Raw genomic sequence first — 14,270 nt, 5'->3', positions numbered from 1 at the left:
ATGGCGACTCAGGCGTTCAAAAGGAGGGGGCGTACAGTCGCAAACATTGCGCCGTCGCGCGCCACTGTCTTCAGACGGCCCCCGCGAGCTCCGGCACCACGGTGTTCAGGTCGCCCACCAGGCCGTAGTCGGCCACGGAGAAGATCGGGGCTTCGGCATCCTTGTTGATCGCGACGATCACCTTGGAGTCCTTCATGCCGGCCAGGTGCTGGATCGCTCCGGAGATAGCGACGGCGATATACAGCTGTGGCGCGACGATCTTGCCGGTCTGGCCGACCTGGTAGTCGTTCGGCACGAAGCCGGCGTCCACGGCGGCGCGCGAGGCACCCAGCGCGGCGCCCAGCTTGTCGGCCAGCGGCGTCAGCACCTTGGTGTAGTTCTCACCCGAACCCACGCCACGGCCACCCGAGACGATGATCTTGGCGGCAGTCAGTTCCGGTCGGTCGCTCTTGGCCACTTCGCTGGAGACGAACTGCGAGATGCCCAGGTCGGCGACGGGCGGCAGGCTCTCGACAGCAGCCGAGCCGCCGTCGGCAGCAGCAGAGTCGAACGCCGTGCCGCGCACGGTGATGACCTTGATCTTGTCGGACGACTTGACGACGGCGATGGCGTTGCCGGCGTAGATCGGACGCTCGAAGGTGTCCGCGGCGTCGACCCTGGAGATTTCCGAGATCTGGGCCACGTCCAGCTTGGCGGCCACGCGCGGCAGGATGTTCTTGCCGTACGGGGTAGCCGGGGCCAGGATGTGCGAGTAGTCGTTGGCGGCATTGGCCACCAGCGCCAGCGCCTGCTCGGCCACGTTCTCGGCCAGGCCGTCACCGAAATACGGGGCGTCGGCCAGCAGCACCTTGGTCACGCCGGCGATCTTGGCGGCGGCGTCAGCCGCGGCCTTGGCGTTGGCACCGGCCACCAGCACGTGCACGTCGCCGCCGCATTGGGCTGCGGCGGTCACGGTGTTCAGCGTGGCGCCCTTGATGGATTGATTGTCGTGTTCAGCAATGACGAGTGCAGTCATGTTATTTCTCCCCCGCGCTCTCAGATAACCTTGGCTTCGTTCTTCAGCTTCTGCACCAGCGTCGCGACGTCCGGCACCATCACACCGGCGCTGCGCTTGGCAGGCTCCACCACCTTCACGGTCGACAGGCGCGGCTTCACGTTCACGCCGAGGTCTTCCGGCTTGACGATATCGAGCGGCTTCTTCTTCGCCTTCATGATGTTCGGCAGCGTGACGTAGCGCGGCTCGTTCAGGCGCAGGTCGGTGGTCACCACGGCCGGCAGCTTGATCGACAGCGTTTCCAGGCCGCCATCCACTTCACGGGTCACCGAAGCCTTGCCGTCGGCAACCACCACCTTCGAGGCGAACGTGGCTTGCGGCAGGCCAGCCAGCGCGGCCACCATCTGGCCGGTCTGGTTGGAGTCGTCATCGATGGCCTGCTTGCCCAGGATCACCAGTTGCGGCTGTTCCTTGTCGATCAGCGCCTTCAGCAGCTTGGCCACCGCCAGCGGCTGCAGGTCTTCATTCGATTCCACCAGGATGCCGCGGTCGGCACCGATGGCCATCGCGGTGCGCAAGGTTTCCTGGCACTGCGTGACGCCGCACGACACGGCGACGATTTCGGTGCCAACGCCGGCTTCCTTCAGGCGCACGGCCTCTTCCACGGCGATTTCGTCGAAGGGGTTCATGCTCATCTTGACGTTGGTCAGATCGACGCCGGTGCCGTCCGCCTTGACGCGGACCTTGACGTTGTAATCCACCACCCGCTTGACTGCGACGAGTACTTTCATGCGTATCTACTCAGCTATTCAACAATTGACCATACCTGCCAGGCGCAGCGAACGGACGCTCCGCTGTAAATCAGGTGCAGCGGTTCAGGGTTCGCGCACCTGCGTGCACGGAAAATAAAAGTCATTGGTTGAGCCAATGGTACTTTGATGGCGAATTGCGCGTCAATGAAGCCGAACCTAGTGATTTCCCTGACGTGACGGTCGGAAGTTCATTGGTCCTATCAATGGAACCGCCGGCCGCGGTATGCTACGATGTGCGCGAACCTGTGGCACGTCGAGCGTCGTGAAAGCGCATCAAAAGCAGTCAGAAAAAGGTAAAGCAGTGGAAATGCACATGGACCAAACCGGGCAGGCTGTCGTTTCCGAAGAAGCCGCTTTCGAACCCATCTCGGTCAGCCGGGCAGTCGACGAAATCGCCAGGCAGATCCGACAGGAGGTGATGGCGGGCAGGCTTAAGCCGGGTCAAAAGCTTCCTCCTGAACGCGACCTTTGCGTGCGTTTCGGCGTGAGCCGCAACACTTTGCGCGAAGCCTTGCGTGCGCTTGAGATTTCCGGCCTCGTCGAACTCAAGAAGGGCGCTACAGGTGGTGCGTTCATCAAGAAGGGCGACAAGGACGTTGTCATTACCGGATTGACGGACCTCTACTATCTCGGGTCGATCACGCCGGAGCAACTGACCGAAGCGCGGGTCATGCTTGCTGACCTTGTGGTCCGCGACGTTTGCGTGAAGGCAACTGAAGCGGACCTCGAGGCACTACAGGCGAATGTGGCTGCGGCCGAGGCGGCGCAAAAGACGGGAAATATTGAGGAGCGTGCGCGCATTAACCTCGAGTTCCATCGTCTTCTCGTCAGGATTTCCGGTAATCCCATCCTGATGCTCACGATGGAGGCCATCCTGAAAGTCATGGTCGACTACATTGCGGAGATCGGCTATAACGAGAACCGTTTCGTACTCCCATCGCGGCGCAGGCTTGTCAAGTTCCTTGTCGAACGAAATGCGGACGAGGCTGCCAGTGAGATGACCGCGCATCTTCGGCGCGTGCATCGCTACTATCTATCGCAGGTCGGGAACAATGGCTGAGTGGTCTGTCTTCGTTGCAGTCCAGGCAGACAGGGTCTGCCTGGAGGCAAGGATCCTCGATTTGTGTGGCCCGGCAGGGTAGGGCTGCCTCATCGCCTCCCCCGCAAGCACAATCGACAGACAGATAGCCAATCTAAGTTGGCACGCCTGATGCCGCACCCGTCGCCTGGCCGCCATTGGTCCATCCGCTGAGGACCTGGTCACAGGTGAGGGGGCCGGAGGTCTCGGCGCGGGCGACCGACGACGGTGTTCGCGAGAATCGCGGTGCCGGCGCCGGATGTGGCACACCGCCAACGTCGACAAACGCCCCACGTGCCGCCAGATGCGGATGCTGTGCGGCCTCGCTCAGTTTCAGCACAGGGGCAAAGCAAGCATCGGTATCGCCGAGCAGAGCGGTCCATGTTTCCCGGCTGCGCTGCGCAAAGATCCGCGTCAGTTCCGCTCTCAGTGCCGGCCATCGGGTCCGGTCATGTTGTGCGTTCCGCAGCGCCGGATCCAAGCCGATGCGCTCGCACAGCACCGCGAAAAAGTGCGGTTCGATCGCGCCGATGCAGATGTATTCGCCATCCGCGGCGCGGTACACCGCGTAGTAAGGGGCGCCGCCATCCAGGACGTTGTCGCCGCGGTGCTCCATGTAAAGGCCCCGCAGGCTCTGGCCCAGAGACAGGCTCATTAGCGAAAGCGCGCCGTCGCAGATCGCGGCGTCCACCACCTGTCCACGACCCGAGGTGCGCGCTTCGATCAGCGCGGCAAGGATGCCTGTCACGAGGTATAGGCTACCCCCGCCATAGTCTCCGACGAGGTTCAGCGGGGGCACCGGTGCACCATCGCGCTCGCCGATCGCAGCCAGTACTCCCGACAGCGCGATGTAGTTGATATCGTGGCCAGCGGTTTGTGACAGTGGCCCTTCCTGTCCCCAGCCCGTCATGCGGCCGTAGACCAGTCTCGGATTGACTGCCGCCACCGCCTCCGGCCCCAGGCCGAGGCGTTCCATCACCCCCGGGCGGAATCCTTCCACGAGCGCGTCGGTGTGGGCCAGCAACGCGAGCGCCTGATCGCGGTCGCCCGGGTGCTTGAGGTCCAGCAGCACGGTGCGTCGGCCGCGTCCGATCAGGTCATGGGGGTGAACCTGTCTCGCGCCCGGGCGGTCGATGCGCACGATATCCGCGCCCATGTCCGCCAGCAGCATGCAGGCAAACGGACCAGGCCCCAACCCCGCAAACTCCGCGATGCGTACGCCAGCCAAAGGCCCTTTCTTCTGCGCGACAGCGTTGGATTCACGCAAGATCATGTTTCCGTTGCCAGCCATAGCCGGGATTATGCTTCTGGTACCGGCGCAGCACCCAGAGCGCCGGCGCGCTCGAGAGCCGCGATCCGCGCGTCATCGTAGTGAAGGACTTCGCGCAGCACTTCGAGGGTGTGCTGACCCACCGCGGGCGCCGGCCGCGGCGCCACGGCAGGCGTTTCGGATAGCCTCATCGGCGATTCAATGTGGGGAATCCAGCCTTTTACGGGATGGGGAATACGGTTTGTCAGACCGCGTGACTGCGCCTCGCCAGAGCGCAACGCCTCGCCAAGTGTACGGACTTCGCCGTGTGGTATGGAGGCTGCGCGCAACTTAGCTTGCCAGTGGCTCCATGGCTGCGCCGAAAAAGCCTCGTTGAGAATCCCAAATAGTTCGTCACGATGATTAAGCCGATCGAAGCTTCTCACCAGATCGGGACGAGCCGCGATATCCGGGCGTCCCAAGACATCGCCGAACAGGCGCGCAAAGATCTTGTCGTTCCCGCAATGCAGGTAAAAGGGGCGGTCCGCCGCGCGAAAAACCCCCGACGGGCAGGTATCCGGGGTTGAGTTGCCGTGGCGCTGAGGATCCTTTCCGGTCAGCAAGTTCTGCATGCCAGCGAATCCGGTCATCATCACAGCGGTATCAAACAGCGATACCTCCACAAACTGCCCCTTTCCGGTGCGCTCGCGTGCCAATAAGGCAAGCAGCAGTGCATTGCTCGCCATCAGGGCCGTCCCCATATCCATTACCACCGGCCCGCTGCGCACGCCGGGGCGGTCAGGGTAGCCATTCATGGACATGTAACCGCTCTCAGCCTGTACGACAGGGTCGAAACCCAGTCGATCCGCATACGGCCCCGTACGCCCATACGCGGACACAGAACAGTAAATGAGGCGTGGATTGAGTTGCGCGCAGCGCTCGTAGCCTAGCCCAAGACGCTCCATGACGCCGCTCGAAAAATTCTCGAACACGACGTCGGCAGTGGCGATCAGATCGAGCGCTACCTTCGCACCTTCCTCGGTCTTGATATCAAGCGCAAGACTGCGCTTGTTCCGATTGCTCCAAAGGTACGGGCCGCCCTGCGCAGGTAGCTCGGGATCCAGTGGTGGGTAATAGCGGAAATCCTCCCCCCGCCCAGGTCGCTCAATCTTGATTACATCAGCGCCAAAGTCCCCCAGGATCATTGTCGCGAATGGCCCGGCGATGAAGTGCGAAAAGTCCACCACTTTTAGTCCGCACACGGCGCTTTCTCTTGGCTGAGATGGCGTCTCACGCACTGGTAGCTCTTCGATATAGGCCTGGTTAAACATGGTCTCCCTCTCCAACTTTTGTCAATGGCTCAACCAATGTAATGGATCGCCGCAGTGTAGTCAACGATTGCGACTCGAGTTGGGAAGGGGGCCTCTGAGTGAAATCCCTGATTTGACATCATGACTTCATTGGTTCTACCATTGGATCAAATCGAACGTGTGCATTGGCGGGAACGAGCGTTCCGCTGCATGCACGAGTGATGGAGACAAGGCAATGAGCAAGCAAAAGCGCGTCGCGATCATCGGCGCGAGTGCCATTCCGGTGGGGCGGCACCAGACGGCGGACACGGAGGACATCCACACGCTGGAGCACGAGATTCTGCTTCGCCTGGTGCTTGAGGCGACGCGCGATGCCGGCGTGGAGAAGCGCGATATCGAGAGCCTGGTCTTCACGTTGCCGCGTCCCTATACGCGCCAGAAGTATTTGCACACCTTCATGGTTGGCAAACTCAAGCTGCCATGCCGGGGTACCGTGCTCGAGGTGATGGGCAATGGCATGACCGCGGCGCTGGCGCTGGACCAGGCATGCAATGAGATCCTGCTGGGTAGGGCCAAAGTCGCACTGGCACTCGGCGTCAATATGGAAACGGCGGTTTCTTCTGCCGAGCACGCCATGAGCAGCATGCGCGCGACCGGTGACGTCGACTTCCATGTGCCGGCAGGCTTCACGCCAATCTCGTGGTACGCCATGGATGCCACCCGTTATATGCACGAGTATGGCGCCACGCGCGAGCAGCTGGCTGCCGTGGCCGTGAAGAACCGCTTCCATGCGTCCATGAACCCGCTGGCCCAATACCGGAAGCCGGTCACGATGCAGGACGTACTGGAACAGCGGCCGATCGTTGAGCCATTGGGGCTGTACGACGTGCCCCCCCGCGGGGACGGGGCGGCCTGCCTGGTACTTGCAAGCGAGGATGTTGCATTGGCTACCGGCCGCCCGTATGTGCTGATCCAAGGCCGTGGCTTCCACCATGACGGCTCCCACCAGATCAGTGACGTGCCCAACGACATGATCGGTTTCGAGGCAGCGCGTGTGGCTTCGGCATATGCGTACGCAGAGGCCGGCATCACGCCTGCCGACCTGGACATGGCGGAACCCTATGCGCCTTGCACGATTGTCGAGATCCTGGTCAGCGAGGCCCTCGGACTGGTGCCGCGCGGCCGCGGATCGATCGCTGCGCTCGAAGGAGAAACAACCCTGGGCGGCAGGATTCCGATATCGACCTCGGGTGGTCTGATCTCGCGTGGCCATCCGTCCTATGTCACGTCGCTCTACAACTACGTGGAGATCGCCGAGCAACTACGGGGCCGCGCGGGAGATCGCCAGGTGAAGGACGCCAGATGGGGGGTTGCCACCGGTGAACTGGGCAACTACAACGCTGCGCTGGTTCACGTGTTCGAGGGAGTTCAATGATGCTCAAGACCGTCGATATGGCCGCCGCACGCGCCTATCCGCCCCGTGTATCGAAAGCGACCGAGCCCTTCTGGAGCGCACTTGCGCAAGGCCGCTGGATCACTACCGGCTGCTGCGACTGCGGCAAGCAGAGTTTTCCGCCACAGATCATTTGCCCGCATTGCTGGTCCGATTCACTCGAATGGACCGAGCTCAGTCAGCGCGGCGTTATCTATTCCTGGACGCGCGTGCACGCTGCGCCGACCATCTTCGCGGCAGAGGCCCCGTACAGCGTCTGTATTGTCGACCTGGACTGCGGCGTGCGCATCGCATGCAAGCTGCTAGAGACAGAAGCCGTTGCCCCAAGCGTTGGCATGCCCGTCGAGATGGTCCGGCTGCGCTACGAGGACGGAGACCTGTTCGCCGCCCGGGCTCTGCAGCGCTGAGCAATTGTCCTCGCGCGGCGGCCACGGTACGGCCGCCGCTGCGATCACGACCATTTTCCATATTGTTTCAGGAGTTACGCCATGCGCGACACCCCTCCGTCCACAGACACCGTCGACTGCGATCTGCTGGTGATCGGCTCCGGCGCGGGCGGCCTCTCCACTGCAGTCACGGCCCGCAAGCACGGCCTCAACGTATTGGTCGTGGAGAAGGACAGCATGTTTGGCGGTACCACCGCCTTTTCGGGCGGTGTGCTATGGATTCCCGGCAACCCGGTCTCCCGCCGCGCCAACCAGAAAGACAGCCGCGATGCCGCGCGCACGTATCTCGCTGCTGAAGCGGGCGCCGCCTTCGACGCTGCTGCCGTCGACGCGTTCCTGGAGAACGGTCCAAAGATGGTCGAGTGGTTTGAGCGCGAAACCAGCGTGAGGTTCGTGCCGACGCTGTACCCCGACTACCACCCTACGCAGATCGGCGGCGTGGATGTCGGCCGCTCGATCCTGGCGGCGCCCTTCGACATCCGCGAACTCGGCAAGGACATGCCGCGCCTGCGCCCGCCGCTGGCGACGATCACGTTCATCGGCATGATGTTCAATTCGTCTAATGCCGACCTGAAGCACTTCTTCAATGTCACGAAGTCGGTCCGCTCGTTCTTCTACGTTGCCAGGCGGCTGGCAAGCCACCTCAAGGAACTGGTGCGCTATCGACGCGGCGTCAATGTGACCAGCGGCAATGCACTGGCCGCGCGCCTGGCGAAATCGGCTCTGGAGCTCGGCATTCCCATCTGGACCGCTTCTCCCGCACTTCGCCTTGTCACGCGGGACGGCGCCGTCGTGGGCGCGGTCGTCAGCCGCGACGGCCGCGAGGTCGAGATCCGCGCCAGGCAAGGGGTGGTGCTGGCAAGTGGCGGCTTCTCCCATGACATAGAGCGGCTGCGCAAGGCATACCCACACATTGCCCGTGGCGGAGAACACTTCTCGCCCGTGCCTGTCACTAACACCGGTGATGGTGCGCGCCTGGCCGAACAGGCCGGCGGGACAGTGCCGCTGCGCTATCGCGACGCGGCGGCCTGGATGCCGGTGTCGAAGGTGCCGATGCGCGGCGGCCGTTTCGTGGCGTTCCCCCACCTGCTGGACCGCTATAAGCCAGGCGTGATCGGCGTGCTGCGCAACGGCCAGCGGTTCACCAATGAATCCAATTCGTACCACGATGTGGGGGCGGACCTCATTCGCGCTTGCGAAGGCCAGCCGGAAACGGCGATGTGGCTGATCTGCGACCAGGGCACCATTTCCAAGTATGGCTTGGGCTACGCCAAGCCGGCGCCGCTTCCCCTGGGGGGACTACTGCGCAAAGGCTACCTCATGCGCGGAAGATCGCTCGCCGAGCTGGCGCAGAAGTGCGGCATCGACGCGACCGCGCTGGAGCAGACGGTGCGGGACTTCAACGCGGGGGCACAGCACGGCGACGACCGCCAGTTCGGCCGCGGCACCACCTCGTTCAACCGGTACCTCGGCGACCCGGAGCACAAACCGAACCCCTGCGTGGCGCAGGTCGCACAAGGCCCCTTCTATGCGCTGAAGGTTGTGATGGGCGATCTCGGCACCTTCGACGGCATTGCGACTAATGTGGAAGGGGCCGTGCTACGCGAGGATGGCGTCCCTATTGAAGGGCTCTACGCTGTAGGCAACGACCGCGCAAGCATTATGGGCGGCAATTATCCGGGTGCAGGCATCACGCTTGGTCCCATTATGACATTCGGCTATATCACCGGCCGGCATATCGCCAGGCGCGCCAATGTGCCAGCCGGCAGCCGGGCATTGCAAGGTACACGACAGGAGAAGGTCCATGCAGCCCGATAACGCGCTAACCCTTGTCGACCACCGTATTTACACGATCCGGCTGCGCAAGATGAACGAGTTCCTCGACGTGTTCGGCAAGATGGCAATGCCCATTCTGCTCGAAACACTGGGCAACCCGCTTGGCGCTTACGTCAGCCAGGTCGGACCGCAGAACCAGTTCGTGCACTTGTGGGGATACGTGGATCTCGCCGATTACGAGCGTCGCTCCCGTGCGCGCGATGCCCACCCGCGGTTCTCCGACTATCTGGCGGCGTCAGAACATCTCATCGTCGCCCAGGAGACGCGGCTGATCCGCGCGGTTGCCATGCCTGGGGTGACGATTCCGACGAGTCACCGATAGCGGCGAGAAACCCGCCAACCTGACAAGAAATTGGAGACAAATATGAAGTTCCTGCCTCGCATCGCGCGAACCTCGCGCGGACTTGCCGCCGCGTTTTCTGGCGTGCTGCTATCCATGGCCGCCCTGGCACCCGTTGCCGCAGCGGACGCTTATCCATCCAAGCCGATCACGGTGGTGGTGCCATACTCAGCAGGAGGCGCCAGCGATATCCAGGTACGCGCCATTTCCCAGCAGTTGTCGAAGATCCTGGGGCAACCCATCATCGTCGACAATCGCGCGGGGGCATCCGGCGCGATCGGCGCGGCATTTGTCGCACGTGCCGCACCCGACGGCTATACCCTGCTGTATCCGAACAACGGTCTGCTGATCGCCGCGTTGCTCAACAAGGCGGCCGGATACGACCCGCTCAAGGATCTCGCGCCCATCTCGACGGTGACCGCCATGCCGATGGTGCTGGTCGTCAACAAGGACTTGCCGGTCAACAACCTGCGCGAGTTCTTCGCCTATGCCAAGGGCCGCCCGAACACGCTGAACTACGCGACCGCCGGCCCGGGATCCTACGGCAACCTGGCCACGCACTTGCTTTCGCAGGCGGCCAGCCTGCGCATGACACAAGTACCGTATCGCGGTGAAGCGAATACCACAATGTCGGTACGTTCAGGCGAATCGCAGGTGCTATTTACCAGCCCGTCGGCGACGATGATGGGCCAGGTCAACGCGGGCAACCTGAAGCTGCTGGGCGTGGGGAGCGCCGGGCGCTCGGAGGTCGCGCCGAACGCGCAGCCGATCGCCGAGGTCCTGCCCGGGTTCAAATCGGAGATCTGGTTTGGCCTGATGGCGCCTGCAAAGACGCCGCAACCGATCATCGACAAGCTCAACCAGGCTGTGCAACAGGTGCTGAAGGATCCCGCCATTCGAGCCAAGCTGCTGGCGAACTCGGCGGTGGCCCAGCCGTCCTCCCCACAGACGTTTGAGAAGCTGCTCCGCACCGAGCACGCGCAGTACGCGGAGATCATCCGCAAGCACAACATCACCGCAGATTAAGCCCGTCTGCCGGGACAGGATCCCCACTGGACGTACAGCCGTGGCCTGAAACCACGGCGCTCACACGCGCCGGCGCCAGGGCGCCCGGCCCCCCTTTTGACTCAACATCCGTTTTCAGGAGTACCCCATGACCTTGATGAATATCGCCGGACTGTCGGAAGAACAGCGCATGATGCGCGAAGGCGTGCTCGACCTGCTTTCGCGCCATCTGCCGTGGGACAAGGTCCGCAAGATGGACGAGGCGCGCGAGTTTCCGCATGAAGCCTTTAACGCGCTGGCCGAAGCGGGTTATCTGGGCATCTTCTATCCCGAATCGCTCGGCGGCATGGGCGGCAGCTTCAAGGACATTGCGGTTTTCCTGGAGACGCTCGGCTATTACTACACCGGTATCGCCCAGGCCGTGACCACCACGGCGATCTACGCCGGCATGCATATCGCAAAATTCGGCTCGCCCGAGCTGCAGCAGGCAATTGTACCGGGCATCATCGCAGGCAAGACCAAGCTCGCGCTGGCGATGTCCGAGCCGGGCACTGGCTCCGACGTGGCCGGCATCAAGACCAATGCCCGCCGCGATAGCGACGAATTCGTGCTGAACGGCAACAAAGTCTGGATCACCTGTGCGCACGTTGCGGACTATCTCGTGGTGATCACCAAGACCGATACCGGGGCGGCCCGTCATCAGGGCATCAGCACGCTGCTGGTAGACGCCAAAGCCCCGGGTGTCACCATCAAGCCCCTGGCAATGCTCGGCCGGCGGACCTCGCACGCCAATGAGGTGTTCTTCGACAACGTGCGCGTGCCTGCCACCAACCTGATCGGCGGTGAAGGCATGGCCTGGAAGAACATCATGAAGTGCCTGGGGCTCGAGCGCATGGCGCTGGCGGCAATCTCGTCGGGGCATTGCTTCAAGATCACCGAATACGCGCGCGACTACGCCAAGGACCGCATCCAGTTTGGTCAGCCGATCTCGAAGTTCCAGGTCATCCAGCACAAGCTTGCCGACATGCTGATCATGTCGGAATCGGCACGACAGGCCACCTATCGTGTCGCGGAACTGCTCGACGGCGGCCATCCCGCCCTGCAGGAAACATCCATTGCCAAGATCGTCGCGACCGACAACAACTTCAAGTGCGCGGATATCGGCCTGCAGGTGCTGGGCGGCGCGGGTTATTCGATGGAATACGACATGCAGATGTTCTTCCGGGACTCGCGCGTGGGCCCGATCGGCGGCGGCAGCAACGAGATCCAGCGCAATGTGCTGGCCAAGCTTATGGACCTGTAAGGCAAGACGTGTCGGGCCCGGCCCTACGTATTTGGAAGGAATCAAGATGAAGACACAAGTCGCAATCATTGGCGCCGGGCCATCAGGTCTGCTGCTGGGGCAATTGCTGACGCGCGCGGGTATCGACAACATTATCCTGGAACGCCAGACGCCCGAGTACGTGCTTGGGCGCATCCGCGCTGGGGTGCTCGAGCAAGGCACGGTAGACCTGATGCGCGAGGCGGGCGTGAGCGAGCGCATGGACGCGGAAGGGCTCGTGCATGAGGGTATTGAATTGGTGTATGGGGGGAAACGCGACCGCCTGGACCTCAAGGCACTGACGGGTGGCAGTACGGTGCTGGTCTATGGTCAGACTGAAGTGACCCGCGACCTGATGGATGCCCGCCTGGCGGCCGGTGCCCCCACGATCTATCAGGCTGCCAATGTGCGGCTCCATGACGTGAAGGGCGCGCAGCCTTATGTCACGTTCGAACGGGATGGGGAAACGATACGCCTGGACTGCGACTACATCGCAGGCTGCGACGGCTTTCACGGTATCTCGCGGCAGGCCATTCCGGCTGAGATCCAGAAGCATTACGAGCGTGTCTACCCCTTCGGCTGGTTGGGTCTTCTGTCCGATACCCCGCCGGTCAGCCATGAGCTGATTTATGCGCATCACAGCCGCGGCTTCGTGCTTTGCAGCCAACGCTCCCAAACGCGCAGCCGCTATTACCTGCAGGTCCCGTTGACCGAGCGCGTCGAAGACTGGTCCGACGATCGTTTCTGGGAAGAGTTAAAGCGCCGTCTGCCCGCTGAGGTAGCCGACAAGCTCGTAACCGGCCCCTCGCTTGAGAAGAGCATCGCGCCGTTGCGCAGTTATGTCGTCGAGCCTATGCAGTACGGCAAGCTGTTCCTCGTCGGCGATGCCGCGCACATTGTGCCCCCGACCGGCGCAAAAGGCCTGAACCTTGCCGCGAGCGATGTCAATACGCTCTACCGGATCCTGCGGCTGTTTTACCAGAAGGGCAGGACCGACCTGCTGGACAAATACTCGGATATTGCGTTGCGGCGCGTCTGGAAGGCCGAGCGCTTCTCATGGTTCATGACCAACCTCCTGCACGAATTCCCGGACAAGGAACCGTTCGACCAGCGCATGCAGCGAACGGACTACGACTACTACACCAGCTCGGAGGCAGGGCTCAGGAATATTGCCGAGAACTATGTCGGGCTGCCATACGATCCGGTCGAGTGAGGCGCCTGGCCAACTGATCCGTACCGTGCCGCAGGGAGCGGCACGGCGGTCGTCCCGCGCGATATCAGCGGTATGTTCAGCGCGGTAATCACAATAAGGAGGAAGGAGATAAGATGAAGTACCGCTTTCAAATCGGTGCCACGATGGCATTCGCTGCAATGGCATCGGGGGCGTCGGCACAGTCCAATGTCACGCTCTACGGCGTGGTCGACGTAGGGATTGAATACGCCAATCATCAGGCGGGTGGCGGCAAGGATCTCGTCAGGGAAACCGCAGGCAATATCTCCGGGTCGCGATGGGGCTTGCGTGGCACAGAGGACCTCGGCGCGGGTCTGAAGGGACTGTTTCTTCTCGAAAGCGGCTTTGATCCGGATACCGGCAAGTCAGGACAGGGAAACCGGCTGTTCGGGCGGTCTGCCTATGTCGGGCTGAGCCAGGCAGGTGTCGGCAGCTTGCTGCTGGGGCGGCAGCAGAATCTGCTCTTTGACTTCGTCGCGAGCTTTGACCCCATGGGACTGGCGCCGCGGTACTCGATCTTTACCCAGGATCTGGGATTCGTGGGGCGTTCCGACAACACGGTCAAGTACGTCGGGACCTTTGGCGGGCTGAACGCGGCGGCAATGTATAGCTTTGGCGCGGAGAGCGGGACGGTGAATGGTAGTGAAGTTCCTGGTCATGCCAAGCTCGGCCGCGAGTACGGCGCAAAACTTGACTATTCCATTGGGCGCGCGAGTTTTGGCGGGGCGTATGACGAGATCAATACCGGTACCCTGACAACCAACCCGGATGCCACAACGCGCAGGGCGACGTTCGCCGGCACCTATGCGTTCGACAAGGTGACTGCTTACGCGGGATACCGGTGGGCCAATGCCTCGGGCGGGGCGCGGCTGCCGGGCACGACTTCCGCTGCGGCGACGCAGGGAGCGAACCTGTGGTGGGCCGGGGCACGTTGGCAGGTGACGCCGGCGGTCACGCTGGCAGGGGCAGCCTACTATCAGGACTTCCGCCATTCCAGTGCCGATCCTTGGTTATTCGTCGGGTTCGCGAACTATTCATTCTCCAAGCGCACAGATGTCTACCTGTCCGCTGCCTACACGAAGAACAAGAGCGGTTCAGCGCTCGGTGCCGGACAAGGTGCCGCAGGATGGGGCAATACGGACCCGGGCATGAATCAGTTCGCGGCCAATGTTGGCGTGCGCCACAAGTTCTAATT

The 14,270-nt window shown here is 62.4% G+C and carries 13 protein-coding genes; 9 read left to right on the top strand and 4 right to left on the bottom strand.

Going from position 1 to position 14,270, the window contains the following annotated elements:
* Window positions 1–70: 70 nt before the first annotated feature.
* Both K307_RS04825 and K307_RS04820 read right to left on the bottom strand, forming a co-directional pair.
* Complete coding sequence (locus K307_RS04825) at window positions 71–1,015, bottom strand: electron transfer flavoprotein subunit alpha/FixB family protein (protein WP_042876674.1); 945 nt, start codon at window positions 1,013–1,015, stop codon at window positions 71–73.
* A 20-nt stretch (window positions 1,016–1,035) separates the two neighbouring features.
* A complete protein-coding gene (locus tag K307_RS04820; RefSeq protein WP_042876671.1) occupies window positions 1,036–1,785 on the bottom strand; it encodes an electron transfer flavoprotein subunit beta/FixA family protein in 750 nt (249 codons plus the stop codon).
* 283 nt (window positions 1,786–2,068) lie between these two features.
* On the opposite strand from K307_RS04820, the gene K307_RS04815 reads away from it, so the two are divergent.
* Window positions 2,069–2,866, top strand: a complete 798-nt coding sequence (locus K307_RS04815) for a FadR/GntR family transcriptional regulator (protein ID WP_230625481.1) — start codon at window positions 2,069–2,071, stop codon at window positions 2,864–2,866.
* 133 nt (window positions 2,867–2,999) lie between these two features.
* On the opposite strand, the gene K307_RS04810 is transcribed toward K307_RS04815, so the two are convergent.
* Entirely contained in the window at window positions 3,000–4,157 is a 1,158-nt protein-coding gene (locus K307_RS04810; RefSeq protein WP_230625479.1) for a CaiB/BaiF CoA transferase family protein, read from the bottom strand.
* Between the two features lie 26 nt (window positions 4,158–4,183).
* Entirely contained in the window at window positions 4,184–5,464 is a 1,281-nt protein-coding gene (locus tag K307_RS04805) for a CaiB/BaiF CoA transferase family protein (RefSeq protein ID WP_042876667.1), read from the bottom strand.
* A 214-nt stretch (window positions 5,465–5,678) separates the two neighbouring features.
* Here K307_RS04805 and K307_RS04800 point away from each other — a divergent pair, with 214 nt between their 5' ends.
* The 8 genes from K307_RS04800 to K307_RS04765 all read left to right on the top strand — a co-directional run bounded on the left by K307_RS04800 (window position 5,679) and on the right by K307_RS04765 (window position 14,268).
* Complete coding sequence (locus tag K307_RS04800) at window positions 5,679–6,878, top strand: thiolase family protein (protein ID WP_042876665.1); 1,200 nt, start codon at window positions 5,679–5,681, stop codon at window positions 6,876–6,878.
* Window positions 6,875–7,303: a Zn-ribbon domain-containing OB-fold protein gene (locus tag K307_RS04795; RefSeq protein WP_042876663.1), complete on the top strand. Its 429-nt coding sequence runs from the start codon at window positions 6,875–6,877 to the stop codon at window positions 7,301–7,303. Before K307_RS04800 ends, K307_RS04795 begins: the two co-directional genes overlap by 4 nt.
* An 81-nt stretch (window positions 7,304–7,384) precedes the next feature.
* Window positions 7,385–9,160: an FAD-dependent oxidoreductase gene (locus tag K307_RS04790; protein WP_042876660.1), complete on the top strand. Its 1,776-nt coding sequence runs from the start codon at window positions 7,385–7,387 to the stop codon at window positions 9,158–9,160.
* Window positions 9,147–9,500 carry an NIPSNAP family protein gene (locus K307_RS04785; protein ID WP_013958951.1) on the top strand — a complete coding sequence of 118 codons (354 nt, stop codon included), beginning with the start codon at window positions 9,147–9,149 and terminating at the stop codon, window positions 9,498–9,500. Before K307_RS04790 ends, K307_RS04785 begins: the two co-directional genes overlap by 14 nt.
* A 42-nt stretch (window positions 9,501–9,542) precedes the next feature.
* Complete coding sequence (locus K307_RS04780; protein WP_013958952.1) at window positions 9,543–10,544, top strand: Bug family tripartite tricarboxylate transporter substrate binding protein; 1,002 nt, start codon at window positions 9,543–9,545, stop codon at window positions 10,542–10,544.
* A gap of 127 nt (window positions 10,545–10,671) precedes the next feature.
* The gene (locus K307_RS04775; protein ID WP_042876656.1) at window positions 10,672–11,826 is read left to right on the top strand and encodes an acyl-CoA dehydrogenase family protein; all 1,155 of its coding nucleotides are present in this window, start codon (window positions 10,672–10,674) and stop codon (window positions 11,824–11,826) included.
* A 46-nt stretch (window positions 11,827–11,872) separates the two neighbouring features.
* Window positions 11,873–13,057 carry a 4-hydroxybenzoate 3-monooxygenase gene (pobA, locus tag K307_RS04770; RefSeq protein WP_042876654.1) on the top strand — a complete coding sequence of 395 codons (1,185 nt, stop codon included), beginning with the start codon at window positions 11,873–11,875 and terminating at the stop codon, window positions 13,055–13,057.
* A gap of 113 nt (window positions 13,058–13,170) precedes the next feature.
* Window positions 13,171–14,268: a porin gene (locus K307_RS04765; protein WP_042876652.1), complete on the top strand. Its 1,098-nt coding sequence runs from the start codon at window positions 13,171–13,173 to the stop codon at window positions 14,266–14,268.
* Window positions 14,269–14,270: the final 2 nt, after the last annotated feature.

The organism is Cupriavidus necator A5-1, assembly GCF_000744095.1.
Lineage (GTDB): Bacteria > Pseudomonadota > Gammaproteobacteria > Burkholderiales > Burkholderiaceae > Cupriavidus > Cupriavidus necator_A.
Note: the sequence above shows the minus strand (reverse complement) of the source record. Positions and strands in the feature narration are given on the sequence as shown.

Excerpts from the sequence above, each read along its gene's own strand:
- K307_RS04790 (WP_042876660.1), top strand. The coding sequence starts at position 7,385 with ATGCGCGACACCCCTCCGTCCACAGACACCGTCGACTGCGATCTGCTG.
- K307_RS04800 (WP_042876665.1), top strand. The coding sequence starts at position 5,679 with ATGAGCAAGCAAAAGCGCGTCGCGATCATCGGCGCGAGTGCCATTCCG.
- K307_RS04780 (WP_013958952.1), top strand. The coding sequence starts at position 9,543 with ATGAAGTTCCTGCCTCGCATCGCGCGAACCTCGCGCGGACTTGCCGCC.
- K307_RS04825 (WP_042876674.1), bottom strand. The coding sequence starts at position 1,015 with ATGACTGCACTCGTCATTGCTGAACACGACAATCAATCCATCAAGGGC.
- K307_RS04820 (WP_042876671.1), bottom strand. The coding sequence starts at position 1,785 with ATGAAAGTACTCGTCGCAGTCAAGCGGGTGGTGGATTACAACGTCAAG.
- K307_RS04785 (WP_013958951.1), top strand. The coding sequence starts at position 9,147 with ATGCAGCCCGATAACGCGCTAACCCTTGTCGACCACCGTATTTACACG.
- K307_RS04775 (WP_042876656.1), top strand. The coding sequence starts at position 10,672 with ATGACCTTGATGAATATCGCCGGACTGTCGGAAGAACAGCGCATGATG.
- K307_RS04765 (WP_042876652.1), top strand. The coding sequence starts at position 13,171 with ATGAAGTACCGCTTTCAAATCGGTGCCACGATGGCATTCGCTGCAATG.
- K307_RS04810 (WP_230625479.1), bottom strand. The coding sequence starts at position 4,157 with ATGATCTTGCGTGAATCCAACGCTGTCGCGCAGAAGAAAGGGCCTTTG.
- K307_RS04805 (WP_042876667.1), bottom strand. The coding sequence starts at position 5,464 with ATGTTTAACCAGGCCTATATCGAAGAGCTACCAGTGCGTGAGACGCCA.
- K307_RS04795 (WP_042876663.1), top strand. The coding sequence starts at position 6,875 with ATGATGCTCAAGACCGTCGATATGGCCGCCGCACGCGCCTATCCGCCC.
- pobA (WP_042876654.1), top strand. The coding sequence starts at position 11,873 with ATGAAGACACAAGTCGCAATCATTGGCGCCGGGCCATCAGGTCTGCTG.